The organism is Pseudomonas sp. LW8 (assembly GCF_041956865.1).
Lineage (GTDB): Bacteria > Pseudomonadota > Gammaproteobacteria > Pseudomonadales > Pseudomonadaceae > Aquipseudomonas > Aquipseudomonas siliginis.
In genome coordinates this window covers 655,534-677,500 of record NZ_CP168138.1, presented here as the reverse complement: position 1 = coordinate 677,500, position 21,967 = coordinate 655,534, and the positions used below count along the sequence as shown (strand labels likewise).

The 21,967-nt window shown below is 61.0% G+C and carries 20 protein-coding genes (1 of these 20 cut by a window edge); 15 read left to right on the top strand and 5 right to left on the bottom strand.

Going from position 1 to position 21,967, the window contains the following annotated elements:
* Nucleotides 1–1,174 carry the 5' portion of an aspartate aminotransferase family protein gene (locus AB9L16_RS03100; RefSeq protein WP_016771806.1) on the bottom strand. It extends 176 nt beyond the left edge of the window, so only the first 1,174 of its 1,350 coding nucleotides appear in the window; it begins with the start codon at nucleotides 1,172–1,174; its stop codon lies off the left edge, out of view.
* 137 nt (nucleotides 1,175–1,311) lie between these two features.
* On the opposite strand from AB9L16_RS03100, the gene AB9L16_RS03095 reads away from it, so the two are divergent.
* The 9 genes from AB9L16_RS03095 to AB9L16_RS03055 all read left to right on the top strand — a co-directional run bounded on the left by AB9L16_RS03095 (nucleotide 1,312) and on the right by AB9L16_RS03055 (nucleotide 11,853).
* Complete coding sequence (locus tag AB9L16_RS03095; RefSeq protein ID WP_056787796.1) at nucleotides 1,312–2,232, top strand: LysR family transcriptional regulator; 921 nt, start codon at nucleotides 1,312–1,314, stop codon at nucleotides 2,230–2,232.
* A gap of 119 nt (nucleotides 2,233–2,351) precedes the next feature.
* Entirely contained in the window at nucleotides 2,352–3,740 is a 1,389-nt protein-coding gene (locus tag AB9L16_RS03090) for a uracil-xanthine permease family protein (protein ID WP_041479656.1), read from the top strand.
* Between the two features lie 88 nt (nucleotides 3,741–3,828).
* Nucleotides 3,829–4,479, top strand: coding sequence for a TetR/AcrR family transcriptional regulator (locus tag AB9L16_RS03085; protein ID WP_016771809.1), 651 nt, complete (start codon nucleotides 3,829–3,831; stop codon nucleotides 4,477–4,479).
* A gap of 7 nt (nucleotides 4,480–4,486) precedes the next feature.
* Entirely contained in the window at nucleotides 4,487–5,068 is a 582-nt protein-coding gene (locus AB9L16_RS03080) for a YigZ family protein (RefSeq protein WP_125917571.1), read from the top strand.
* Between the two features lie 612 nt (nucleotides 5,069–5,680).
* A complete protein-coding gene (locus AB9L16_RS03075; RefSeq protein ID WP_375123094.1) occupies nucleotides 5,681–7,228 on the top strand; it encodes an ABC transporter ATP-binding protein in 1,548 nt (515 codons plus the stop codon).
* 13 nt (nucleotides 7,229–7,241) lie between these two features.
* Entirely contained in the window at nucleotides 7,242–8,348 is a 1,107-nt protein-coding gene (locus AB9L16_RS03070) for an ABC transporter permease (RefSeq protein ID WP_375123093.1), read from the top strand.
* Nucleotides 8,348–9,274 carry an ABC transporter permease gene (locus AB9L16_RS03065; protein WP_150638115.1) on the top strand — a complete coding sequence of 309 codons (927 nt, stop codon included), beginning with the start codon at nucleotides 8,348–8,350 and terminating at the stop codon, nucleotides 9,272–9,274. Before AB9L16_RS03070 ends, AB9L16_RS03065 begins: the two co-directional genes overlap by 1 nt.
* Before the next feature lie 276 nt (nucleotides 9,275–9,550).
* Nucleotides 9,551–10,237: an SDR family oxidoreductase gene (locus AB9L16_RS03060; RefSeq protein WP_016771812.1), complete on the top strand. Its 687-nt coding sequence runs from the start codon at nucleotides 9,551–9,553 to the stop codon at nucleotides 10,235–10,237.
* A 257-nt stretch (nucleotides 10,238–10,494) separates the two neighbouring features.
* Nucleotides 10,495–11,853 carry an 8-oxoguanine deaminase gene (locus AB9L16_RS03055; protein WP_073471861.1) on the top strand — a complete coding sequence of 453 codons (1,359 nt, stop codon included), beginning with the start codon at nucleotides 10,495–10,497 and terminating at the stop codon, nucleotides 11,851–11,853.
* 124 nt (nucleotides 11,854–11,977) lie between these two features.
* Here the strand turns inward: AB9L16_RS03055 and AB9L16_RS03050 are convergent, their stop codons facing one another.
* Nucleotides 11,978–13,069 carry a calcium:proton antiporter gene (locus AB9L16_RS03050; RefSeq protein WP_056787779.1) on the bottom strand — a complete coding sequence of 364 codons (1,092 nt, stop codon included), beginning with the start codon at nucleotides 13,067–13,069 and terminating at the stop codon, nucleotides 11,978–11,980.
* Nucleotides 13,070–13,355: 286 nt separating this feature from the next.
* On the opposite strand from AB9L16_RS03050, the gene AB9L16_RS03045 reads away from it, so the two are divergent.
* The 3 genes from AB9L16_RS03045 to AB9L16_RS03035 all read left to right on the top strand — a co-directional run bounded on the left by AB9L16_RS03045 (nucleotide 13,356) and on the right by AB9L16_RS03035 (nucleotide 16,574).
* Nucleotides 13,356–14,429 (top strand): BMP family ABC transporter substrate-binding protein, encoded by a 1,074-nt coding sequence (locus tag AB9L16_RS03045; RefSeq protein ID WP_095180882.1) that lies wholly within the window; start codon nucleotides 13,356–13,358, stop codon nucleotides 14,427–14,429.
* A 145-nt stretch (nucleotides 14,430–14,574) separates the two neighbouring features.
* The gene (locus AB9L16_RS03040) at nucleotides 14,575–15,540 is read left to right on the top strand and encodes a 2-oxoglutarate and iron-dependent oxygenase domain-containing protein (RefSeq protein ID WP_375123092.1); all 966 of its coding nucleotides are present in this window, start codon (nucleotides 14,575–14,577) and stop codon (nucleotides 15,538–15,540) included.
* 80 nt (nucleotides 15,541–15,620) lie between these two features.
* Nucleotides 15,621–16,574, top strand: a complete 954-nt coding sequence (locus tag AB9L16_RS03035) for an adenosine deaminase (protein ID WP_024011466.1) — start codon at nucleotides 15,621–15,623, stop codon at nucleotides 16,572–16,574.
* A 121-nt stretch (nucleotides 16,575–16,695) separates the two neighbouring features.
* Here AB9L16_RS03035 and AB9L16_RS03030 read toward each other — a convergent pair whose 3' ends face one another.
* The 3 genes from AB9L16_RS03030 to AB9L16_RS03020 all read right to left on the bottom strand — a co-directional run bounded on the left by AB9L16_RS03030 (nucleotide 16,696) and on the right by AB9L16_RS03020 (nucleotide 20,172).
* Nucleotides 16,696–18,063 (bottom strand): MFS transporter, encoded by a 1,368-nt coding sequence (locus AB9L16_RS03030; protein WP_375123091.1) that lies wholly within the window; start codon nucleotides 18,061–18,063, stop codon nucleotides 16,696–16,698.
* Between the two features lie 127 nt (nucleotides 18,064–18,190).
* Nucleotides 18,191–18,925, bottom strand: coding sequence for a helix-turn-helix transcriptional regulator (locus AB9L16_RS03025; protein ID WP_041479646.1), 735 nt, complete (start codon nucleotides 18,923–18,925; stop codon nucleotides 18,191–18,193).
* Nucleotides 18,926–19,242: 317 nt separating this feature from the next.
* Nucleotides 19,243–20,172, bottom strand: coding sequence for a LysR family transcriptional regulator (locus AB9L16_RS03020; protein WP_056787769.1), 930 nt, complete (start codon nucleotides 20,170–20,172; stop codon nucleotides 19,243–19,245).
* A gap of 119 nt (nucleotides 20,173–20,291) precedes the next feature.
* On the opposite strand from AB9L16_RS03020, the gene AB9L16_RS03015 reads away from it, so the two are divergent.
* The 3 genes from AB9L16_RS03015 (at nucleotide 20,292) to AB9L16_RS03005 (ending at nucleotide 21,957) form a co-directional block, all read left to right on the top strand.
* Nucleotides 20,292–20,585, top strand: coding sequence for a putative quinol monooxygenase (locus AB9L16_RS03015; RefSeq protein WP_125917567.1), 294 nt, complete (start codon nucleotides 20,292–20,294; stop codon nucleotides 20,583–20,585).
* Nucleotides 20,586–20,617: 32 nt separating this feature from the next.
* Entirely contained in the window at nucleotides 20,618–21,631 is a 1,014-nt protein-coding gene (locus tag AB9L16_RS03010; protein ID WP_252887275.1) for a zinc-binding alcohol dehydrogenase family protein, read from the top strand.
* Between the two features lie 152 nt (nucleotides 21,632–21,783).
* Complete coding sequence (locus tag AB9L16_RS03005) at nucleotides 21,784–21,957, top strand: hypothetical protein (protein ID WP_016771823.1); 174 nt, start codon at nucleotides 21,784–21,786, stop codon at nucleotides 21,955–21,957.
* The last annotated feature ends 10 nt before the right edge of the window (nucleotides 21,958–21,967 follow it).

Here is a 21,967-nt window from a genome sequence, read left to right as displayed (position 1 = left end):
GCCCGGCAATCTGGATCGCGCCGGCCAAGCCGTAGTTGCGGATGTCGATGACGTTCTTCGAGCCTTTCAAGCCGTGCAGCGCGTTTTCGAAATGCGGCGCGACTTCGGCGACGCTCTGCACCAGGTTTTCCTTTTGCAGCAGGTCGAGTGCGGCAAGGCCAGCGGCACAGGCCACCGGGTGTGCCGAATAGGTGTAGCCATGGGGGAATTCCACGGCATATTCCGGCGTCGGCTGGTTCATGAAGGTCTGGTAGATCTCGGAGCTGGCAATCACCGCGCCCATCGGGATCGCGCCGTTGGTGACTTGCTTGGCGATACACATCAGGTCCGGGGTTACGCCGAAGCTCTCGGCGCCGAACATCGAACCGGTGCGGCCGAAACCGGTGATCACTTCATCGAACACCAGCAGGATGTTGTGCTGATCGCAGATTTCGCGCAAACGCTTGAGGTAACCCTGTGGCGGAACCAGTACCCCGGCGGACCCGGCCATCGGTTCAACGAACACCGCAGCGATATTGGAAGCGTCGTGCAGCTCGATCAACTTCAGCAGCTCATCGGCCAAAGCAATACCGCCCTGCTCCGGCATGCCGCGGGAAAACGCATTGCTCGCCAGCAGCGTGTGCGGCAGGTGATCGACATCCATCATCGCCTGACCAAACAGTTTGCGGTTGCCGTTGACGCCACCGAGGCTGGTGCCGGCGATGTTCACACCGTGGTAGCCACGGGCGCGGCCGATCATCTTGGTCTTGGTCGCCTGGCCTTTCAGGCGCCAGTAGGCACGGACCATTTTCACCGCAGTATCGGCGCACTCGGAACCAGAGTCGGTGAAGAACACGTGGTTCAGATTGCCCGGGGTCAGTTCAGTGATTTTCTCTGCCAGTTGGAACGACAACGGATGGCCGTACTGGAAACCCGGTGAGTAATCGAGAGTGCCCAGCTGTTTCGCAACGGCTTCCTGAATTTCCTTGCGGGTGTGCCCGGCGCCGCAGGTCCACAGACCGGACAGCGAGTCGTAGATCTTGCGGCCCTTGTCGTCGAACAGCCAGCTGCCTTCAGCGCCGACGATCAGACGCGGGTCGCGCTGAAAGTTGCGGTTGGCGGTGTACGGCATCCAGTGCGCGTCCAGCTTCAGTTGACTGGCCAGTGGCGACGGCGCGTTTTCAGGCATGTTCATCGGGCAAAACCTCGCAGGGCATAAGCGTCAGGGAGATGGAAAGCGTTGTTGCAGCTAAATTGCCACGGCGATAAAGTCGGTGAAATCCAACTCTTCTAACCTTCAGTTAGATCATTGCTAAACAAAGAGAACAAAAAATGAGCAGCCGCCGCGCCGATCCATTGGCCCAGGTCAGTGACTTTGATATCCGTTTGTTGCGGATTTTTCGCAGTGTCGTGGAATGTGGCGGCTTCTCCGCAGCGGAAACCGTGCTCGGCATCGGGCGTTCGGCGATCAGCCAGCAGATGAGCGATCTGGAACAGCGCCTCGGCTTGCGCTTGTGTCAGCGTGGCCGGGCCGGATTTTCCCTGACCGAGGAAGGCCGTGAGGTGTACCAGTCGGCACTACAGCTGTTGAGTGCACTGGAGAGTTTTCGCACCGAGGTCAACGGCCTGCACCAACACCTGCGCGGCGAGCTGATCATCGGCCTCACCGACAACCTCGTCACCCTGCCGCACATGCGCATCACCCATGCCCTCGCGCAGTTGAAGGAGCGCGGGCCGGACGTGCAGATCCAGATCCGCATGATTGCGCCGAACGAAGTTGAACAAGGTGTGCTCGACGGGCGCCTGCACGTTGGCGTGGTGCCGCAGGCCAGCGCCTTGTCGGGACTGGAATATCAGCCGTTATACAGCGAGCGTTCGCTGCTGTATTGCGCGGTGGGTCATCCGCTGTTTTACGTCGACGACAAGCAACTCGATGATCAACGCCTCGACAGTCAGGACGCGATTGCGCCGACCTTTCGTTTGCCGGCGGAGATTCAGGCGCACTATCAGGCGCTCAATTGCACTGCCAGTGCCTCTGACCGTGAGGGCATGGCATTTCTGATTCTGACCGGGCGCTACATCGGTTATCTGCCGGATCACTACGCCAGCCTTTGGGTGCAGCAGGGGCGTTTGCGTGCGCTCAAGGCCGGCACGCGTTTTTACGATTTGAGTCTGGCATCGGTCACGCGCAAGGGGCGGCGCCCTCATTTGGTGCTGGAAAGTTTCCTGGAGAGTCTGGCCGCGACGCGATAGATAAGCGCGCAGAGCCCAGCCCGGCAGGGCCTCATCGACAGAATCCAGGAATAACCTGAGCAAGTGGACAGGTTTTTGCAGTGAAGGGCTGACTCGTCCTTCAACAAGAAGCCAAAACCATGCAGCCAGATTCCGATTCGTCCAGTGAACTGATCTACGGCCTCAACGATCGCCCCAAACCACTCGCCGCCATTCTCGCCGCACTGCAACACGTGCTCGCCAGTTTCGTCGGCATCATCACCCCGCCACTGGTGATCGGTTCCGCGCTCGGGCTGACCGCGCATCTACCGTACCTGATCAGCATGGCGCTGATGGTCTCGGGCGTCGGCACTTTTATCCAGGCGCGGCGACCGTTCGGCATCGGCGCGGGGATGATCTGTCTGCAAGGCACCAGTTTCGCGTTTCTCGGTGCGGTGCTGTCGGCCGGGTTTCTGGTCAAGCAGCGCGGCGGCAGCCCGGAAGATATTCTGGCGATGATTTTCGGCGTGTGCTTTTTCGGCGCAATCGTGCAGATCGTGCTCAGCCGTTTCATCGGTCAGTTGCGCCGAGTGGTCACACCGCTGGTGACCGGCATTGTCATCACGCTGATCGGCATCAGCCTGATCAAGGTCGGCATCACCGATCTGGGTGGCGGCTTCAACGCGCCGGACTTCGGCGCGCCAGGCAATCTGGCCTTGGGCGTGTTTGTGCTGCTGACGATCATTCTGCTCAACCGCTCGAACACGCCGTGGGTACGACTGTCGGCGATCATCATCGGACTGGTGCTCGGCAGCCTCGCGGCGTGGTTCAGCGGGAAACTGGTCCCGCAGCCGTTGCCTGACTTGCCACTGGTGAGTTTTCCTACGCCATTCAAGTTCGGATTCAACTTCGACTGGACCGCTTTCCTGCCGGTCGCTCTGATTTACCTGATCAGCACCATCGAAACCGTCGGCGACCTCACCGCCAACTGCATGCTCGCCCGCCAACCGATCAGCGGCCCTTCTTATATAAGCCGCTTGCGCGGTGGCGTGCTTGGCGATGGCGTGAGCTGCATGATCGCGGCGACCTTCAGCGCCTTCCCCAACACGACGTTCGCGCAGAACAACGGCGTGATCCAATTGACCGGCGTTGCCAGCCGCTACGTCGGTCTGTACATCGGCGCGATCCTGTTCTGCCTCGGCCTGTTCCCGATGATCGGTGCGGTGCTGCAACAGATCCCGAAACCGGTGCTCGGCGGTGCGACGCTGGTGATGTTCGGCGCAGTGGCGGCGGCGGGCGTACGCATTCTCGCGCAGTCACCGCTGGACCGGCGCAGCATGTTGATCATCGCCACTTCGTTCGGCGTCGGCCTTGGCATCGCCGCGCAACCGAACCTGCTGCACCTGTTGCCGAAACTGGTGCAGAACCTGTTCGACTCGGCGATCACCAGCGGCGGGCTGACGGCAATCGTCCTGTGTCTTTTGTTGCCGGAAGGCAAAACCGCTGAGACAAAAAGCCCCGCGTCATTGAACAAGATCGAACAGGCGTAACTGTTTTTCCGCGCAAGGACTTGTCGGATGCCTGTGGGTGCGCTATCAACGCAACTGGTTGCACCCACAGACAATCCCGGAAGTGCCTATGACCTTTGAAGTCCCAGCCCACGGCGGCAAACCCGCCAGCCGCATTCGTCAGAAGAACGAAGAGACCATTCTCAAAGCCGCCGAAGACGAGTTCGCCCGTCACGGGTTCAAAGGCACCAGCATGAACACCATCGCGCAGAATGCCGGGCTGCCCAAGGCCAACCTGCATTACTACTTCACCAACAAGCTCGGTTTGTATGTGGCAGTGCTGAGCAACATCATCGAGTTGTGGGACAGCACCTTCAACACCCTCACTGCCGAGGATGACCCGGCCGAAGCGCTGACCCGCTACATCCGCGCGAAGATGGAATTCTCCCGGCGCCAGCCACAGGCTTCGCGAATCTTCGCCATGGAAGTGATCAGCGGCGGCGAATGCCTGAGCGAATATTTCAATCAGGATTACCGCACCTGGTTCACCGGGCGCGCGGCGGTGTTTCAGGCGTGGATCGATGCGGGCAAGATGGATCCGGTCGATCCGGTGCACCTGATCTTCCTGCTGTGGGGCAGCACCCAGCATTACGCCGACTTCGCCACGCAGATCTGCCGCGTCACCGGGCGCAGCAAGTTGACCAAGCAGGACATGGAAGACGCCGGCAACAACCTGATCCGCATCATTCTCAAAGGCTGCGGCCTCACTCCTTCTCTATAAGACGTTTATGCCTTTCACCCTCAGCGGTTTTTGCGAGTACCGCGAAGAGATTCGCAAAAGCCGCTTCATCACTCTGGCGACGCCGATCAGCAGCCCCGCCGACGCGCAGGCATTTTTCGAGCAGCACAGCGATTTGAATGCCACGCACAATTGCTGGGCGTGGAAACTCGGCGCGCAATACCGCAGCACTGACGACGGCGAGCCGGGCGGCACTGCCGGCCGCCCTATTCTGGCGGCGATCGAGGCGCAGGACTGCGATCAGGTCGCGGTGCTGGTGATCCGCTGGTACGGCGGCATTCAACTGGGCACCGGCGGCCTGGCCCGGGCCTACGGCGGTGGCGCCAACAAGTGCCTGCAAGCGGCGGAAAAAATCGAGCTGATCAGCCGCGTGCCGCTGAGTTGCGCCTGCGGATTTGCCGAGTTGGCGCTGGTGAAGTTGCGCGTGGCGGATCTCGGTGGATTGGTGGTGGAGGAAAACTTCACGGCCAATGGGGTTGAGTTGAAATTGGCGGTAGGAGAAGCGCAGATCGAAGTGCTGCAAAGTCAGTTGGCGGATCTGAGCCGGGGGCGGATTTTGTTGCAGCGTTGAGAGTAGAAGATCAAAAGATCGCAGCCTTCGGCAGCTCCTACAGGGTGATCGCATTCCACCTGTAGGAGCTGCGGAACGCTGCGATCTTTTTGGGGCATTACATGCATTCCATTTTCTGCCGACTTGCCCACATCGGCTGTGCACCCGACTGTGGATAACCTGAGCACATACCGCTGTAACCCTTCTGTCATGCGGCTTTGCGCGATTTGTTCACTTTTCGTTCAATTGATCCGACGAAACGAAAAATCAGCGTAAAAACAGATAGTTAACATCGTTTATCACCATTAGAAGAAAGCATCGCAGTGCTTATGCCCGACCTCGGCGCTTGCGCACAATTACTGTGGAACAACCTGTGGATAAGCCGTTCATGACCGTCGCTGTCGCTGGATCTGCCTAGGCCCCAAGTGATTGCTCGTTTTTTAACCAACGTAACACGAGCAAAACTGGAGCCTGTTCAATGGCTTTGCGCTGAATTGGTGCTCGATAGAAAGACAAAACGCCCGCCGATGCGCTGCTGTCGGCACATACGGACTGGCTCCGCAAGCGTTCCTGACTCAATGGCCAGGAAATTGCTTTATCCACAGGCACAACTCCAAGTCAGTCGAGCCTGTCATGTCCATCGCCCCTTCCCCGCCGCGCCTGCAACTGCGCCAGATCAGCAAACGCTACCCCGGTTGTCTGGCCAACGACGCCATCGACCTGAGCATCGCGCCGGGTGAAATCCATGCCCTGCTCGGTGAAAACGGCGCAGGCAAAAGTACGTTGATGAAAATCATCTACGGGGTTACCCAGTGCGACAGCGGTGAAATGCTCTGGCAGGGGCAGCGCGTGCAGATCCGCAACCCGGCACAGGCACGGCAGTTGGGCATTGGCATGGTGTTCCAGCATTTCTCCCTGTTCGAAACCCTCAGCGTCGCGCAGAACATTGCCCTGGCGATGGGCGCGGCGGCCGGCACGCCAAAGCAACTGGAGCCGAAGATTCGCGAAGTATCGCGACGTTACGGCATGGCGCTGGAGCCGGAGCGACTTGTCCACAGCCTGTCGATCGGCGAGCGGCAGCGGGTGGAAATCATCCGTTGCCTGATGCAGGACATCCGCCTGTTGATTCTCGACGAGCCGACCTCGGTGCTGACGCCGCAAGAGGCGGACGAATTGTTCATCACCCTGCGGCGCCTTGCCGACGAGGGCTGCAGCATTCTGTTTATCAGCCACAAGCTCGGTGAAGTGCGGGCCTTGTGCCACAGCGCCACGGTGCTGCGCGGCGGTCGGGTAGCCGGGCATTGCCTGCCGGCGCAATGTACGGATCAGCAACTGGCACAACTGATGGTCGGCGAAGCGGCGGGATTGATTGGCGAGTATCCGAAGGTCAGCGGTGGCCCGGCGTTTCTGCAGGTGCAGGGTTTGAGCTGGCACAACCCGGATCCATTCGGCTGCTCGCTGACAGACATCGACCTGCAAGTGCGCAGCGGTGAAATCGTCGGCATCGCCGGGGTCGCGGGCAATGGTCAGGATGAGCTGCTCGCCCTGCTCAGTGGCGAACAAACCTTGCCCCGGGCGCAAGCGGCGACCCTGCGCTTCGCCGAGCGAAACGTCGCTGACCTGCGCCCGGACGCGCGGCGCAAACTCGGTCTGGCCTTCGTGCCGGCCGAACGCCTTGGCCACGGCGCGGTGCCGGAGTTGAGTCTGGCCGATAACGCCCTGCTCAGTGCTTTCCAGCAAGGACTGGTGAGCCGCGGGTTGATCCAACGCGGCAAAGTCGAAACCCTCGCGCAGCAGATCATCCAGCGTTTCGGCGTGAAGACCCCGGACACGCAAACCGCTGCGCGCAGCCTGTCCGGCGGCAACTTGCAGAAATTCATCCTCGGCCGGGAAATTCTTCAGCAACCGAAACTGCTGATCGCCGCGCACCCGACATGGGGCGTCGACGTCGGTGCCGCCGCCACCATCCATCGCGCCTTGATTGCCCTGCGCGATGCCGGCGCGGCGATTCTGGTGATTTCCGAAGACCTCGATGAGCTGTTCCAGATCAGCGATCGCCTCGGCGCGCTGTGCGGCGGGCGTCTGTCGGCACTGCAAGACACCGGCCTTACACAGCTGAGCGATGTCGGCGCGTGGATGGCCGGCCAGTTCGATCACTCACCTCGCGCCGCCTCGGTTTAACGGAGTTCCAACCATGCTGCTTTCTCTCGAACCCCGTGGCCAGCAATCGCGCCTGATGCTGTGGTGCTCGCCGTTATTGGCGGCGGCGCTGACCCTCGGCTGCGGCTCGCTGTTGTTCATCGCGCTGGGCCACGACCCATTGCAAACCTTGCACACACTGCTGATCGCGCCCGTCAGCGATTTGTATGGAGTGTCCGAATTGCTGGTCAAGGCGCTGCCGATTCTGCTCTGCGCACTCGGCCTGGCCGTCGCCTATCAGGCGCGGATCTGGAACATCGGCGCCGAAGGCCAACTTCTACTTGGCGCGTTGGCCGGCAGTGCTCTGGCAGTGAACGTTATCGACATGCAAAGTCGCTGGGCGCTGGTGCTGATTCTGCTGACCGGCACGCTGGCCGGCGCCGCATGGGCCGGGCTCACCGCATGGCTGCGCACGCGCTTCAACGCCAACGAAATCCTCACCAGCATCATGCTCAACTACATCGCGCTGAACCTGCTGCTGTTCTGCGTGCACGGGCCGTTGAAGGATCCAGCGGGCTTCAATTTCCCGGAGTCGGCGATGTTCGGCGACGCCAGTCGTTTGCCGCTGCTGCTGGAGGACGGCCGCGTGCATGCCGGCGTGTATTTCGCCCTGCTCGCGCTGGTTGCGGTGTGGGTGTTGTTGCAGAAAAGCTTTATCGGCTTCCAGATCAAAGTGCTCGGGCTGGACAAACGTGCGGCAGGTTTTGTCGGCTTTCGCGAGAAGCGCCTGATCTGGCTGGCGCTGTTGATCAGCGGTGCTCTGGCCGGACTCGCCGGGGTCTGCGAAGTGACCGGGCCGATCGGCCAACTGGTGCCGCAGGTGTCGCCGGGCTATGGCTACGCGGCGATCACCGTGGCGTTTCTGGGACGGTTGAATCCGCTCGGCATTCTGTTCTCCAGTCTGCTCATGGCGCTGCTGTACATCGGCGGCGAGAGCGCGCAGATGTCGCTCAATCTGCCGCAAGCGATCACCCAATTGTTCCAGGGCATGATGCTGTTTTTCCTGCTCGCCTGTGACGTGCTGATTCTCTATCGGCCACGTCTGAAACTGCGCTGGACCCGGCGCGCCTCGCCCCCTGCCGTAACCGCCGGAGCGCTGTGATGGATATCGATCTGTTGAGCAATATTTTCTACGCGATGGTCCGCTGCGGCACGCCGCTGTTGCTGGTGGCATTGGGTGAGTTGATCTGCGAGAAAAGCGGCGTCCTCAACCTCGGCCAGGAAGGCATGATGCTGTTCGGTGCGGTGATCGGTTTTATCGTCGCGCTGAACAGCGGCAACCTGTGGCTGGGTGTGCTGTTGGCGATGTTGGCCGGGATGTTGTTGTCGTCACTGTTTGCCCTGGTCGCGCTGGTGTTCAACGCCAATCAGGTGGCCACTGGGTTGGCGCTGACGATCTTTGGTGTCGGGCTTTCGACGTTTGTCGGCGCGGCATGGGTGGGTAAGCCGCTGGCGGGTTTCGAGCCTCTGGCGATTCCGTATCTGAGTGAGATCCCGCTGATCGGGCGGATGCTGTTTGCCCAGGATCTGCTGGTGTATCTGTCGTTCGCGCTATTTGCCTTGGTGGCGTGGGTAATCATCAAAAGTCGTGTCGGCCTGATCATTCAGGCGGTCGGTGAAAACCCGGATGCGGCCAGCGCAATGGGCTTGCCGGTGCTGACCGTACGCACCTTGGCGGTGTTGTTCGGCGGAGCAATGGCCGGGCTGGCCGGGGCCTATCTGTCGCTGGCCTACACGCCGATGTGGGCGGAAAACATGACCGCCGGGCGCGGCTGGATTGCCCTGGCGCTGGTGGTGTTTGCCAGTTGGCGGGTGTGGCGGTTGTTGCTCGGGGCGTATCTGTTTGGCCTCGCCAGCATCCTGCACCTGGTGGCACAGGGATTGGGACTGGCGATACCTTCGAGCCTGCTGGCGATGCTGCCGTATTTGGCGACGATCTTGGTGCTGGTGTTGCTGTCCCGCGATGCCGTACGCACTCGGTTGTATGCGCCGGTTTCGTTGGGGCAGCCGTGGCAATCGGGACATTAGTTGATGTCAGAGCGGGCCTCTTCGCGAGCAGGCTCGCTCCCACAGGAGATCTGAGTGAACACGGGCATATGTGGGAGCGAGCCTGCTCGCGAAGGCCTCCGCACCGGCAACATCTGGAGCACGACCCACAACTATTTCTGATCAAACACCCTCGAGAAACTCAAGACGCCTGGAGTATGCTCCGGGATCAAAGCCTGTTTTCGCCAAGCGCTGCAACTGTGGCGCGGTCAGGCGTGTCCATTGAATCCTGAATGCTGACTTTCAAGGAAACCCATCATGTCTCAGGCAAAAAACGCACTGATCATCGGCGCCTCCCGCGGCTTGGGCCTCGGTCTGGTGAAGACCCTGCTGGGCGATGGCTGGCAAGTGACCGCGACGGTGCGCAATCCGCAGAAGGCCGAGGCGCTGCAAGCGCTGGGTGACGTGCGCATCGAGAAGCTCGACATGGACGATCAGCAAGCGGTGATCGCTCTGAGCCAGAAACTCAAGGGCGAAACCTTCGATCTGTTGTTCGTCAACGCCGGGGTCAAAGGCCCGGACGTGCAGACGCCGGGCGGCGCGACATTGGCCGAGGTCGGGCAACTGTTTTTCACCAACGCGGTGGCGCCGATCAATCTGGCCCAGCGTTTCGTCGGGCAGATCCGCGACGGCAGCGGCGTGCTGGCGTTCATGAGTTCGGTGCTCGGCAGCGTGACCATGCCCGACGCGCCGGAGCTGGCGTTGTACAAGGCGAGCAAAGCGGCGCTGAATTCGATGACCAACAGTTTCGTCACGCAACTGGGCGAGCAGAAACTGACCGTACTTTCGCTGCACCCGGGCTGGGTGAAGACCGACATGGGCGGCGAAGGCGCCGATCTCGACGTCGAGACCAGCACCCGCGGGCTGATCGATCAGGTCAATGCGTTTACCGGCAAGGGCGGGCATCACTTCGTCAATTACAAGGGTGAAACCATTCCCTGGTAAGCACTGATAATCCCGATGTGGGAGCGAGCCTGCTCGCGAATACGATCTGTCAGGTAAATCTGTATCGACTGACATGACGCCTTCGCGAGCAGGCTCGCTCCCACAGGGGGATGATGGTGAATGGTCGGGTGGCGCTTGCCCGATGGGGCGATTTGTTTGAAACTGCGCGCCTCGTCCTTCGCGGCGACCCTGGATCAGCAGACAGGGCAACACTGAGCTGGCAACCCTGAACCCAACTTTCAGAGGAGCCGGCCACAATGCCTGCGACCCGTACCTGGTTAAAAAATCCCCTCGCCATTTTCACTTCCAACGAGCTTGATGCCCGTGGCGGCCTTGTCGTGCAAGACGGTGTCATCGTCGAAGTCCTCGCTGCCGGTCAGCAGCCGTCGGCGCCGTGCAATGAAGTGTTCGATGCCCGCGAGCATGTGATCCTGCCGGGCCTGATCAACACCCACCATCACTTCTATCAAACCCTGACCCGCGCCTGGGCGCCGGTGGTCAATCAGCCGCTGTTCCCGTGGCTGAAAACCCTGTACCCGGTATGGGCGCGGCTGACCCCGGAAAAACTCGCCCTCGCCACCAAAGTGGCGCTGGCCGAATTGCTGCTCTCGGGTTGCACCACGGCTGCCGACCATCACTATCTGTTCCCGGACGGTCTGGAAAACGCCATCGACGTGCAGGTCGAAACGGTGCGCGAACTGGGCATGCGCGCCATGCTCACGCGCGGCTCGATGAGCCTTGGCGAGAAGGACGGCGGTCTGCCTCCGCAACAAACGGTGCAGGAAGGTCAGGTGATTCTCGACGACAGTCAGCGGCTGATTCACGAGTATCACGAGCGTGGCGACGGCGCGCAGATCCAGATCGCTCTGGCGCCATGTTCGCCATTTTCGGTGACCCCGGAAATCATGTCGGCCAGCGCTGATCTGGCGAACAAACTCGATGTGCGTCTGCACACCCACCTCGCTGAAACCCTCGATGAAGAAGACTTCTGCCTGCAGCGTTTCGGTCTGCGCACAGTCGATTATCTGGACAGCGTCGGCTGGCTCGGCCCGCGAACCTGGCTGGCCCACGGCATCCATTTCAACCCCGACGAAATCGCCCGCCTCGGCCAGGCCGGCACAGGCATCTGCCACTGCCCAAGCTCGAACATGCGCCTGGCGTCCGGCATCTGCCCGAGCATCGAGCTGACCGACGCTGGCGCGCTGTTCGGTCTAGGCGTCGACGGCTCGGCGTCCAACGATGCCTCGAACATGATCCTCGAAGCGCGTCAGGCGCTGTACATCCAGCGCCTGCGCTACGGCGCCGAAAAGATCACCCCGGAGCGCGTGCTGGGCTGGGCGACCAAGGGTTCGGCGAGCCTGCTCGGTCGCACTGACATCGGCGAAATCGCCGTGGGCAAACAGGCGGATCTGGCGTTGTTCAAGCTCGATGAACTGCGCTTCTCCGGTAGTCATGATCCGATTTCGGCGTTGCTGCTGTGCGGCGCCGATCGGGCGGATCGGGTGATGATTGGCGGCAAGTGGCGTGTGGTCGATGGGCAGGTTGAAGGGCTGGACCTGAAAGGTCTGATCGCCGATCACAGCCAAGCGGCTCGGCAGTTGATTGCCGGCACCTGAGTCACCGCCGTTCAAAACTGTGGGAGCGAGCCTGCTCGCGAAGAGGGAGTGTCAGACAACATGTTTGTTGGATGACACACCGCTTTCGCGAGCAGGCTCGCTCCCACATGGGTATCAGCCAGCCCTAAAGGCCCAGTAGCGACAGCATGATAAAGGTCGCAAACAGCACAAAGTGCGTCATGCCCTCAATGGCGTTGGTCTCGCCGTCATTGAGGTTGATTGCGCTGACGATCAGGGTGATGAAGATCATCACCGTTTGCACCGGGGTCATCGCCATTTGAAACGGCTGGCCGGTGTACAGCGCCATCGCTTCCATCACCGGCACGGTCAGAATCACCGTCGACAGTGACGCCCCCATCGCAATGTTGACCACCGACTGCATGCGATTGGCCAGCGCCGCTCGTAATGCGGTGAGAATCTCCGGCGCGGCGGAAATCGCTGCCACCAGAATCGCCGTGATTACCGGCGGCGCGCCCGTGCCTTCCAGGCCCAGATCGAGGGTCTTGGACATCACCTCGGCCAGTGCGCCGATGATCACCACCCCCGACACCAGAATGCCGATCGACAGCGCCAGGCTGACCGGTTTCGGCTCCTGCTCGACCGGCTCTTTCTTGCGACGTTTGTCCGGGTAGCTGTAGCTGAAAAAGTAACTGTGCGGGCCGACCTGCATGCGCAGGAACAGCGCGTAGAGCACCATCATTGCGCCGATGGTGAACGCCGAATACATCTTCCAGTTGGCCTCGGGAATGAACTCCGGGACCACCATCGACACCCCCATCGCGGTGAGGATCATGACGCTGTAGCTGCGCGCCGAATCGTCGTTGTAGGACTGTTCGCCGTGTTTGATCCCGCCCATCAAAGCGGCGAGGCCGAGGATGCCGTTGATGTCGAGCATCACCGCTGAATAAATCGTGTCGCGCACCAGTGTTGCCGAGGCTTCGTTGCTCATCATGATCGCCAGGATCACCACTTCGACCAGCACTGCCGAGAGTGTGAGGATCATCGTGCCGTAGGGATCACCGACTTTTTCCGCCAGCAGTTCGGCGTGATGAGCGACGCGCATTGACGCGGCGACGATGAAGGCAATCAGCAGCAGACCGCCGCCCAGCGCGACGATCTGGCCGCTGTGCAGCAGCCAGTGTTCCAGTGGATAAGCGACGCACGCGGCAAGGACTGCCAGCAGCAGGAAGCTTTCTTGTTTGAGGATCGAGAGCATGACGGGCCTTTTGCCGAAAAGAGCTGATGAAGCTACTGACTGCCGCGCGCCGCTAACGTTTCGTTACATCTTTACGCACCACGCGATGGCAGCTGGATTCAGGCATGCACTTTTATTGGCCTTGCCGGCCTCTTCGCGAGCAGGCTCGCTCCCACATTGAAATGCGTCCCTGTGGGAGCGAGCCTGCTCGCGAAGGCCGCACCGCGTTTTCAAATGAGTTTGTTGTCCTGTTGGTCAGCAATTTGCATTGGCCCTGAGCACACACAACAAAATGGAGTTCGGGTTCATGCCAATACGTCCGCTGCACAAACTGCTGTACGCCGCCATCGGTCTGGGAATCAGCCTGAGCGCCAGCGCTGCCGATCCGCTGAAGGTCGGTTTCGTCTACATCGGCCCGATCGGTGACCACGGCTGGACGTATCAGCACGAACAGGGGCGCAAGGCCCTGGCGGAAAAACTCGGCACGCAGATCACCACCAACTACGTGGAAAACGTCGCCGAGGGCGCCGACGCCGAGCGGGTGATCCGCAACATGGCCAAGGACAAATACGACCTGATTTTCACCACCTCTTTCGGCTACATGAACCCGACGGTGAAAGTCGCCAAACAATTTCCCAAGGTGACGTTCGAACACGCCACCGGCTACAAGCAGGAGAAGAACCTCGGCACTTACCTGGCGCGCACTTACGAGGGCCGTTACGTCGGCGGTTTCCTCGCAGCGAAAATGACCAAGACCAAGAAGATCGGCTACGTCGCCTCGTTCCCGATTCCGGAAGTGATCCGCGACATCAACGCCATCCAGTTGGCCTTGAACAAGTACAACCCTGGCACCGAAATCAAAGTGGTGTGGGTCAACTCCTGGTTCGATCCGGGTAAGGAAGCCGACGCCGCCAACGCGCTGATCGATCAAGGCGTCGACGTGGTGTTCCAGCACACCGACAGCCCGGCGCCGATCCAGGCTGCCGAACGGCGCGGCGTGTATGCCGTGGGCTACGCCTCGGACATGGCCCACTTCGGCCCGAAAGCGGTGCTGACCTCTATCGTCAACGACTGGGCGCCGCACTACATTCAGGCGACGCAGAGCGTGATCGATCACACCTGGAAATCCCAGGATTACTGGGGCGGGTTGAAGGAAGGCACGGTGGAACTGCCGATCAGCGATCTGGTGCCGGCGCCGGTGAAAGCCGAAGCCGAGCAGTTGATCGCCGACATCAAGAGCGGCGCATTGCAGCCGTTTACCGGGCCGATCAAGGATCAGGCCGGTGTAGAAAAAATCCCGGCGGGCGTGAGCGCCACCAACGCGGAACTGGCATCGATGAATTATTACGTTGAGGGCATGAAGGCCGAGATGCCGAAGTAGTCCCCCGATTCACCACACAAAACCCTGTGGGAGCGAGCCTGCTCGCGAAAGCGGTGTGTCATTAAACAAAAATGTTGTCTGACACTCCTTCTTCGCGAGCAGGCTCGCTCCCACATTGGAAACACAGCGTATTCAAGGATTGTGTATGGATCAGCTTCCCATCATCGACATCAGCCCGCTCTACAGCACCGATGAAAATGCCTGGCCCGCCGTGGCCGAGCAGATCGACCAAGCCTGCCGCGAATGGGGCTTTTTCTACATCAAGGGCCATCCGATCTCGGCGCAACGTATCGACGCCCTGCTCGATCACGCCCAGCGCTTCTTTGCCCTGCCAGCCGCAGAAAAACTCAAGATCGACATCACCCAGACCCGCCATCATCGCGGCTACGGTGCGATTGCCACAGAGCAACTGGACCCGGACAAACCCAGCGATCTGAAGGAAACCTTCGACATGGGCCTGCACCTGCCGGACGAGCATCCCGAGGTGCTCGCGGAAAAACCCTTGCGCGGCCCCAATCGGCACCCGGCGCAACCCGGCTGGGAAACGCTGATGGAGCAGCATTACCTCGACATGCAGGCGCTGGCGCAAACCCTGCTTCGAGCGATGACCGTTGCGCTGGGCATCGAGCGCGACTTCTTCGATACGCGTTTGGTCGAACCGGTCAGCGTGTTGCGCATGATCCATTACCCACCGCGTCACACCGCCAGCTCCGCCGAGCAACAAGGTGCCGGCGCCCATACCGATTACGGCTGCATCACCCTGCTCTATCAGGACAGCGCCGGCGGTTTGCAGGTGAAGAACGTCAAAGGTGAATGGATCGACGCGCCACCGATTGACGGCACGTTCGTGGTCAACCTCGGCGACATGATGGCGCGCTGGAGCAACGACCGTTATCGCTCGACGCCGCACCGGGTGATCAGCCCGCTGGGCGTGGATCGCTATTCGATGCCGTTCTTCGCCGAACCGCACCCGGACACGCGCATCGAATGCCTGCCAGGCTGCCAGGACGCGCAGCATCCGGCGAAATATCCGACCACCACCTGCGCCGAATTCCTGCTGTCGCGTTTCGCCGATACCTACGCGTATCGACGTGAGCAAGAGGCGGTTTGATCGATCACCTGGTCAGGTTTTGCCAATTGTTGCGGCCAGCCTCTGTAGAATGCCGGCATTGCACCTGATGAGAAAAGACTATGTACGACTGGCTCAACGCCCTGCCCAAAGCCGAACTGCACCTGCATCTGGAAGGTTCGCTGGAGCCTGAACTGCTGTTCGCCCTGGCCGAACGCAACAAGATCGCCCTGCCGTGGAGCGACGTCGAAACCCTGCGCAAGGCCTACGCCTTCAACAATCTGCAGGAATTTCTCGACCTGTATTACCAGGGCGCCGATGTGCTGCGCACCTCGCAGGATTTCTACGACCTGACCTGGGCCTACCTGCTGCGCTGCAAAGCGCAGAACGTGATCCACACCGAACCGTTCTTCGATCCGCAGACCCACACCGACCGGGGCATCCCGTTCGAAGTGGTGCTCAACGGCATCGCCGCCGCACTCAAGGATGGCGAGACGCAACTGGGCATCAGCAGCGGTTTGATCCTCAGCTTCCTGCGCCACCTCAGCGAAGACGAAGCACAGAAAACCCTCGATCAGGCGCTGCCGTTCCGTGATGCGTTTGTCGCGGTCGGGCTCGACAGTTCCGAGATGGGCCACCCGCCGAGCAAATTCAAACGCGTCTTCGATCGCGCCCGCGACGAAGGCTTCCTCACCGTCGCCCACGCCGGTGAAGAAGGCCCGCCGGAGTACATCTGGGAAGCCATCGACCTGCTGAAAATCCAGCGCATCGACCATGGCGTGCGCGCCATCGAAGACGAGCGCCTGATGCAGCGGATCATCGACGAGCAGATCCCGCTGACTGTGTGCCCGCTGTCGAACACCAAGCTCTGCGTGTTCGATCACATGTCACAGCACAACATCCTCGACATGCTCGAGCGCGGCGTTAAGGTCACGGTCAACTCCGATGACCCGGCGTATTTCGGTGGGTACGTGACCGAGAACTTCCATGCGCTGCACGAGCATCTGGGCATGACCCAGGATCAGGCCAAGCGCCTGGCGCAGAACAGCCTGGATGCGCGGTTGGTAAAACCGTAAGCAACACCGCAAAACCAATGTGGGAGCGAGCCTGCTCGCGAAGAGGGAGAGTCAGTCAACATTTACGTTGAATGACACACCGCTTTCGCGAGCAGGCTCGCTCCCACATTCATATCGATGTTCACTCGGTAAGCTCTTCCAGGGTCTTGCCCCGCGTCTCCATCCCGAACAACCACACCACGCCCGCCGCGATCGCGAAGCACGCCGCGCCCAGCGCGAACACCCCGCCCTGCCCGGTAATCGGGAACACCAGCCCGGTCACCAATGGCCCGAGCAGAGAGCCGACGCGGCCGATGGCCGAGGCGAATCCCGAGCCGGTTGCCCGTGCGGACGTCGGGTACAGCTCCGGCGTGTAGGTGTAGAGCACCGCCCACATGCCGAACAGGAAAAACTGCATCAACAGCCCAGTGCCGATCAGCAACGCCACGTTGCCGCCGAACACCGCACTCTGCCCATACAGAAACGCCATCACCCCGCCGCCCAGCAGGGTGACGATGCACACCGGTTTGCGCCCCCAACGCTCGACCAGCCACGCCGCCATGAGGAAGCCGGGAATCCCGCCGAGCGAGATCAGCACCGTGTAGTACACCGACTGCGTCACGGCGAAACCCGACTGCTGCAGCAATGCACTGAGCCAGGAAGTCAGCCCGTAAAAACCCAGCAATGCGAAGAACCACAGACTCCAGATCATCGTTGTACGCTGGCGATATTGCGGCGACCAGATCTGCTTGAGTGCCGAGAAGAAATTACCCGGTGGCGTCACCGTGCGTGGCAAACGAACCGGCTCCGGCAAGTCTGCACCGCCCAGCGAAGCACGCACTCGCGCTTCGATGCCGTTCAACACCTTGTCCGCGTCTGCGTCGCGCCCGGCCTGTTCCAGCCAGCGCGGCGACTCAGGGATGAAAAAGCGGATCGCCAGAACGAACACCGCCGGCACCGCCAGTACCAGGAAGATATCGCGCCAGCCAATCAGCGGCAGCAGGAAGTACGAGAGCACGCCCGCTGCGACAAACCCCAGCGGCCAGAAGCCGTCCATCAGGGCGATGTAGCGCCCGCGCCGTTGTGCTGGAATCAGCTCCGAGAGCATCGACTGTGCGATGGGAAACTCCATGCCCATGCCAATTCCGAGCAGGATGCGAAACAGCGTCAGCGTCTCCACCGTTTGCGCCGTCGAACACAGGTAACTGGCCACGCCCCACAGCACGATGCTCCACTGAAACACCGGTTTGCGCCCGAAGCGGTCGGCGAGCATCCCAGACAACGACGCCCCGAGCACCATGCCGAAAAAGCTCGAGCTGGCCAGCAACCCCGCTTGCGCACTGCTCAGGCCGAACTCGGCTTTGATCGAGCCGAGCAGGAAAGTCATCATCGCCAGATCCATGGAATCGAAGAAAAACGCCAAGGCGATGATGATGAAAATGACGCGGTGATAGCCGCTGAGCGGCAGCCGTTCCAGGCGTTCAGCCGCACTAAAGCGTTGTGTATTCATGTTGTGCTCCCCCATCCGGAAAATCCCCGGATCGAGTGTGCGCGATGGTCATGCAGAGGTCGTACTGGATGCGACCTGTTCACAGCCGTGGACGACGTCAGCCTTCAGCTCATCGCCGAGCAACGCTCTAGAACGCTGTTTCCAGCTCGGTTTCCTTGGCAAAGCGATGGATTTCGCGCTGGCCCGTCGCGGTCAACTGCAAGGCGCGGGAATCGTTGGGCAAGGTCAGCCAGCCGGACTGCATGAATAACTGCAACAGCGCCGCGCCCAGTGAGCCGCCCATGTGCGGACGGCGCTCGCTCCAGTCCGGGCAGGCGCAGGCGACCTGCACGTTGCGGTGGGCCAGGGCCTGGATGAACACGCCGCGCTGCGCCAGTCGGGTGGAGCCCTTGTGCGTCACCACCACCCGCTGCTCAAGCTGTTCGATCCAGCCGGCGTCGAGCAGGCGCTGATACAGGTCGGCCGCCAGGGTGCCGCCCAGATGATCGTCGCAGAACCGCGCGCGCAACAGCGAAGACGGCGCCGCCTGCGGCCTGACCATGGGAGTCGTGCGTTTCAGCGCATCAGGGATTTGCCGTGGCGCGCTGGCAATGGTGGCGCTGGCCAGTGCTTCGATTGCCGCGCCGATTTCCGGCGCCGCCAGGCGAAAGAAGCGTTTGCGCCCACGCATTTCGATGTTCAACAGCCCCCCTGCGGACAGGCGTCCCAGATGCGCACTGGCCGACGACGGCGAGAGCCCGGCCAGCAGCGCCAGCTCTTCGGCTTGCCGGGCCGAGCCATCCATCAACGCCCACATCATCGCGCTGCGCTTGGGGTCGGCCAGCAATGTCGCGATCTGGCTGATGCACGGTGCATGTTCCATATGTTCACTCCCTGTTGAATCGTATCGTCTACCGCTCGGAGACATCCTGGCCGGTTATGGGGCATCGGCCAACACGCGAAAATCGCCCGGGATCGGTGGCAAGGGATGCCACCGACACCAGCTGCTCCGGCACACAACCTGGCAGCAGAAGTAGCAACCGTCACCAAAAGCCGGCAACGCGTTACGGGGTCTGCGCGCCGGGTGTCAGTGCAGGCATGAGGCGGGCGCTAGTATAAGCGGGTTAAGCCAGACGTCCTGCGCCTGGGCCTGGGCAGGTGGCGATTGTTCCTGACAGAAATTTCTCTAATTGCCTGCGACTAATGATCAACTTTGAGGAAACCGGGAAATTGGCTACTCAATTCGGCGCATCGGCTGGCGAGCATCTCTCTCAGAAGGTTCACCGGCTTACTCAACTGTGCGCGATGGGCGCACAACAGATTCAGCGGTGCGCGCTCACAGAGCAGTTCCGGCATCAGCACTTTGAGGCGTCCGGCGAGCACATCGGCGCCGACGTCGAGCCAGGATTTGTAGGCAATACCGGCACCGGCCAACGCCCATAGCCGCACGACGTCGGCGTCATCGCTGAAGCGGTCGCCGCTGACGGTCAGGCCGACTTCGCGCTTGCCATCGTGAAAACTCCAGTGGTCGTGGACGCGGCTGCCGAGCATGTACAAAAGGCAATTGTGCTGGGCCAATTGCTCGAGATGGCGCGGCTCGCCCTGCCGGGCCAGGTAATCGGGGGATGCGCACAACACCCGGCGATTGTGTGGGGCGATGGGCAAGGCGATCAGGCTGGAATCCTCCGGCTCGCCGTAGCGCAGGGCGATGTCCACCGGTTGCCGGAACAGGTCGGCGATGCGGTCGCCAAGCAGCAGGCGCACCGTCAATTTCGGGTGTTCACGCTGGAACGCGTCGAGCCACGGCAGCAGCAGATTGCGACCGAAGTCCGAGGGCGCCGACAACTGCAGAATTCCGCTGACCTGGTCCTGACCGCTGGCGAGCAGGCGACGCCCTTCGTCGAGATTGCTCAGGGCGGCGCGGGCATACTCAAGGAAGCCTTCGCCCTCGGCGGTCAGGCGCAGGCTGCGGGTCGAACGCGCCAGCAGCCGCGCACCGAGTTGCTGCTCTATGCGCTTCAACGCTGCGCTGGCCACCGCCGCAGACATGTCCATCACCCGTGCCGCCGCCGACAGGCTGCCCAGATCCGCCGCGCGGACAAACAACTGCAGGTCATCAAAACGCAGCATGCGCAGCCTCGATTATCAAAAAAATATTGAAAGAGACTGCTCTTTTAGCCGGTTTTATCGCGCAGAGAAATAGCCAATGATGGCCTCCATCGAATTCATCCCGATTCTGGAGTCCGCGCATGTCCCAGCCCTTTACCGCTATCGCCACCCTGACCGCCAAACCCGGTCAGCAGGACGTTCTCGAACAGGCGCTGCGCGCCCTCGTCGAACCGAGCCGCGCCGAGCCCGGTTGTGGCCAGTACGACCTGCACCGCGACCTTGCCGATCCGCAGGTTTTTTATGTCATCGAACAGTGGGCCAGTGACGAGATTCTTGAGGCGCACAACGCCAGCGCGCATTTTCAGAAGTTTCAGGCCAGCGCCGGCCACACCATCGAACACTTCCAGCTCAAACGCCTCGGCAAGATTGCCTGAATCCTTCTTCTATCAACTGTACGGAGCCATTTATGAAAGCCATTGCCTATTACGCTTCCCTGCCGATCAGCGACGCCAAGTCCCTGCAAGACATTGAACTGCCAGAACCGGTCGCCGGCCCGCGCGACCTCTTGGTGGAAGTCAAAGCCATCTCGGTCAACCCGGTCGACACCAAAGTGCGGCAGAACATGGCGCCGGAAAACGGCGCGGCGAAAGTGCTGGGCTGGGACGTTGCCGGTGTGGTCAAGGCTGTCGGCAGCGAAGTCACCCTGTTCAAGGCGGGCGACAAGGTGTTTTACGCCGGTTCGATTGCCCGGGCCGGTGGCAACAGCGAGTTGCACGTGGTCGATGAGCGCATCGTCGGTCACATGCCCAAGTCCCTCGGTTTTGCCGAAGCCGCCGCGCTACCGCTGACCGCCATCACTGCGTGGGAATTGCTCTTCGAGCGCCTGCAAATCAGCGAAGGCAGCAATGATGAGGGTCAGAGCCTGCTGATCGTTGGCGCGGCGGGCGGAGTGGGCTCGATCCTTACCCAATTGGCCAAGCAGTTGACCGGCCTGAAGGTGATCGGCACCGCTTCCCGCCCACAGACCCGTGACTGGGTCAGCGAACTCGGTGCCGATCTGGTCATCGATCACAGCCAGCCACTGAGCGAAGAATTGAAGCGCGCCGGCATCGACAGCGTGACCCACGTCGCCAGCCTGACCCAGACCGATCAGCATCTGGCGCAACTGGTCGAAGCCCTCGCGCCGCAAGGCAAGCTGGCGCTGATCGACGATCCGAAGTCCCTCGACATCAGCCTGCTCAAGCGCAAGAGCCTGTCGCTGCACTGGGAGTTCATGTACACCCGCTCGCTGTTCGAAACGCCGGACATGATCGAACAGCACAAGCTGCTCAACCGCGTCGCCGAACTGATCGACGCCGGCACTTTGAAGACGACTTTGGGCGAGCACTTCGGTGTGATCAACGCAGCCAACCTGCGACGTGCCCATGAGCTGCTGGAAAGCGGCAAGGCCAAGGGGAAAATTGTTTTAGAAGGTTTCTAAAAAAATAAAGCCCCGCAACCGCTCGTGATGCCAGAGCGGTTGCGGGGCTTTTTGCCGTCAGTCGGTTGCTTGACCCTTGTCACAATTACGCGGGTATCGAGGTCTACAATCGAAGCCTCTGCGATACATCTTTTACGCAAGGGAGGTCAGCAATGAAGATCCTGATAAAAGAAGTGGCAAAGTCTCAATGGCAGGTGCGCCTGGACCAGCACGTCGTAACCTTTCGCAGTGAAGCCGAGGCTCTGGCCTTCACTCGCACCCTCGAAGCGCGACTCTGCGCGCCCCACCGAATCCCCGAACCCAGCCAGCAGCGCGCCGCCGGCTGAGCTCCAAAGT

Coding starts and splice junctions, on each gene's coding strand:
- AB9L16_RS03035 (WP_024011466.1), top strand. CDS start 15,621: ATGTACGACTGGCTCAACGCCCTGCCCAAAGCCGAACTGCACCTGCAT.
- AB9L16_RS03050 (WP_056787779.1), bottom strand. CDS start 13,069: ATGCTCTCGATCCTCAAACAAGAAAGCTTCCTGCTGCTGGCAGTCCTT.
- AB9L16_RS03030 (WP_375123091.1), bottom strand. CDS start 18,063: ATGAATACACAACGCTTTAGTGCGGCTGAACGCCTGGAACGGCTGCCG.
- AB9L16_RS03065 (WP_150638115.1), top strand. CDS start 8,348: ATGGATATCGATCTGTTGAGCAATATTTTCTACGCGATGGTCCGCTGC.
- AB9L16_RS03010 (WP_252887275.1), top strand. CDS start 20,618: ATGAAAGCCATTGCCTATTACGCTTCCCTGCCGATCAGCGACGCCAAG.
- AB9L16_RS03090 (WP_041479656.1), top strand. CDS start 2,352: ATGCAGCCAGATTCCGATTCGTCCAGTGAACTGATCTACGGCCTCAAC.
- AB9L16_RS03080 (WP_125917571.1), top strand. CDS start 4,487: ATGCCTTTCACCCTCAGCGGTTTTTGCGAGTACCGCGAAGAGATTCGC.
- AB9L16_RS03060 (WP_016771812.1), top strand. CDS start 9,551: ATGTCTCAGGCAAAAAACGCACTGATCATCGGCGCCTCCCGCGGCTTG.
- AB9L16_RS03020 (WP_056787769.1), bottom strand. CDS start 20,172: ATGCTGCGTTTTGATGACCTGCAGTTGTTTGTCCGCGCGGCGGATCTG.
- AB9L16_RS03025 (WP_041479646.1), bottom strand. CDS start 18,925: ATGGAACATGCACCGTGCATCAGCCAGATCGCGACATTGCTGGCCGAC.
- AB9L16_RS03095 (WP_056787796.1), top strand. CDS start 1,312: ATGAGCAGCCGCCGCGCCGATCCATTGGCCCAGGTCAGTGACTTTGAT.
- AB9L16_RS03070 (WP_375123093.1), top strand. CDS start 7,242: ATGCTGCTTTCTCTCGAACCCCGTGGCCAGCAATCGCGCCTGATGCTG.
- AB9L16_RS03015 (WP_125917567.1), top strand. CDS start 20,292: ATGTCCCAGCCCTTTACCGCTATCGCCACCCTGACCGCCAAACCCGGT.
- AB9L16_RS03055 (WP_073471861.1), top strand. CDS start 10,495: ATGCCTGCGACCCGTACCTGGTTAAAAAATCCCCTCGCCATTTTCACT.
- AB9L16_RS03075 (WP_375123094.1), top strand. CDS start 5,681: ATGTCCATCGCCCCTTCCCCGCCGCGCCTGCAACTGCGCCAGATCAGC.
- AB9L16_RS03085 (WP_016771809.1), top strand. CDS start 3,829: ATGACCTTTGAAGTCCCAGCCCACGGCGGCAAACCCGCCAGCCGCATT.
- AB9L16_RS03040 (WP_375123092.1), top strand. CDS start 14,575: ATGGATCAGCTTCCCATCATCGACATCAGCCCGCTCTACAGCACCGAT.
- AB9L16_RS03045 (WP_095180882.1), top strand. CDS start 13,356: ATGCCAATACGTCCGCTGCACAAACTGCTGTACGCCGCCATCGGTCTG.
- AB9L16_RS03005 (WP_016771823.1), top strand. CDS start 21,784: ATGAAGATCCTGATAAAAGAAGTGGCAAAGTCTCAATGGCAGGTGCGC.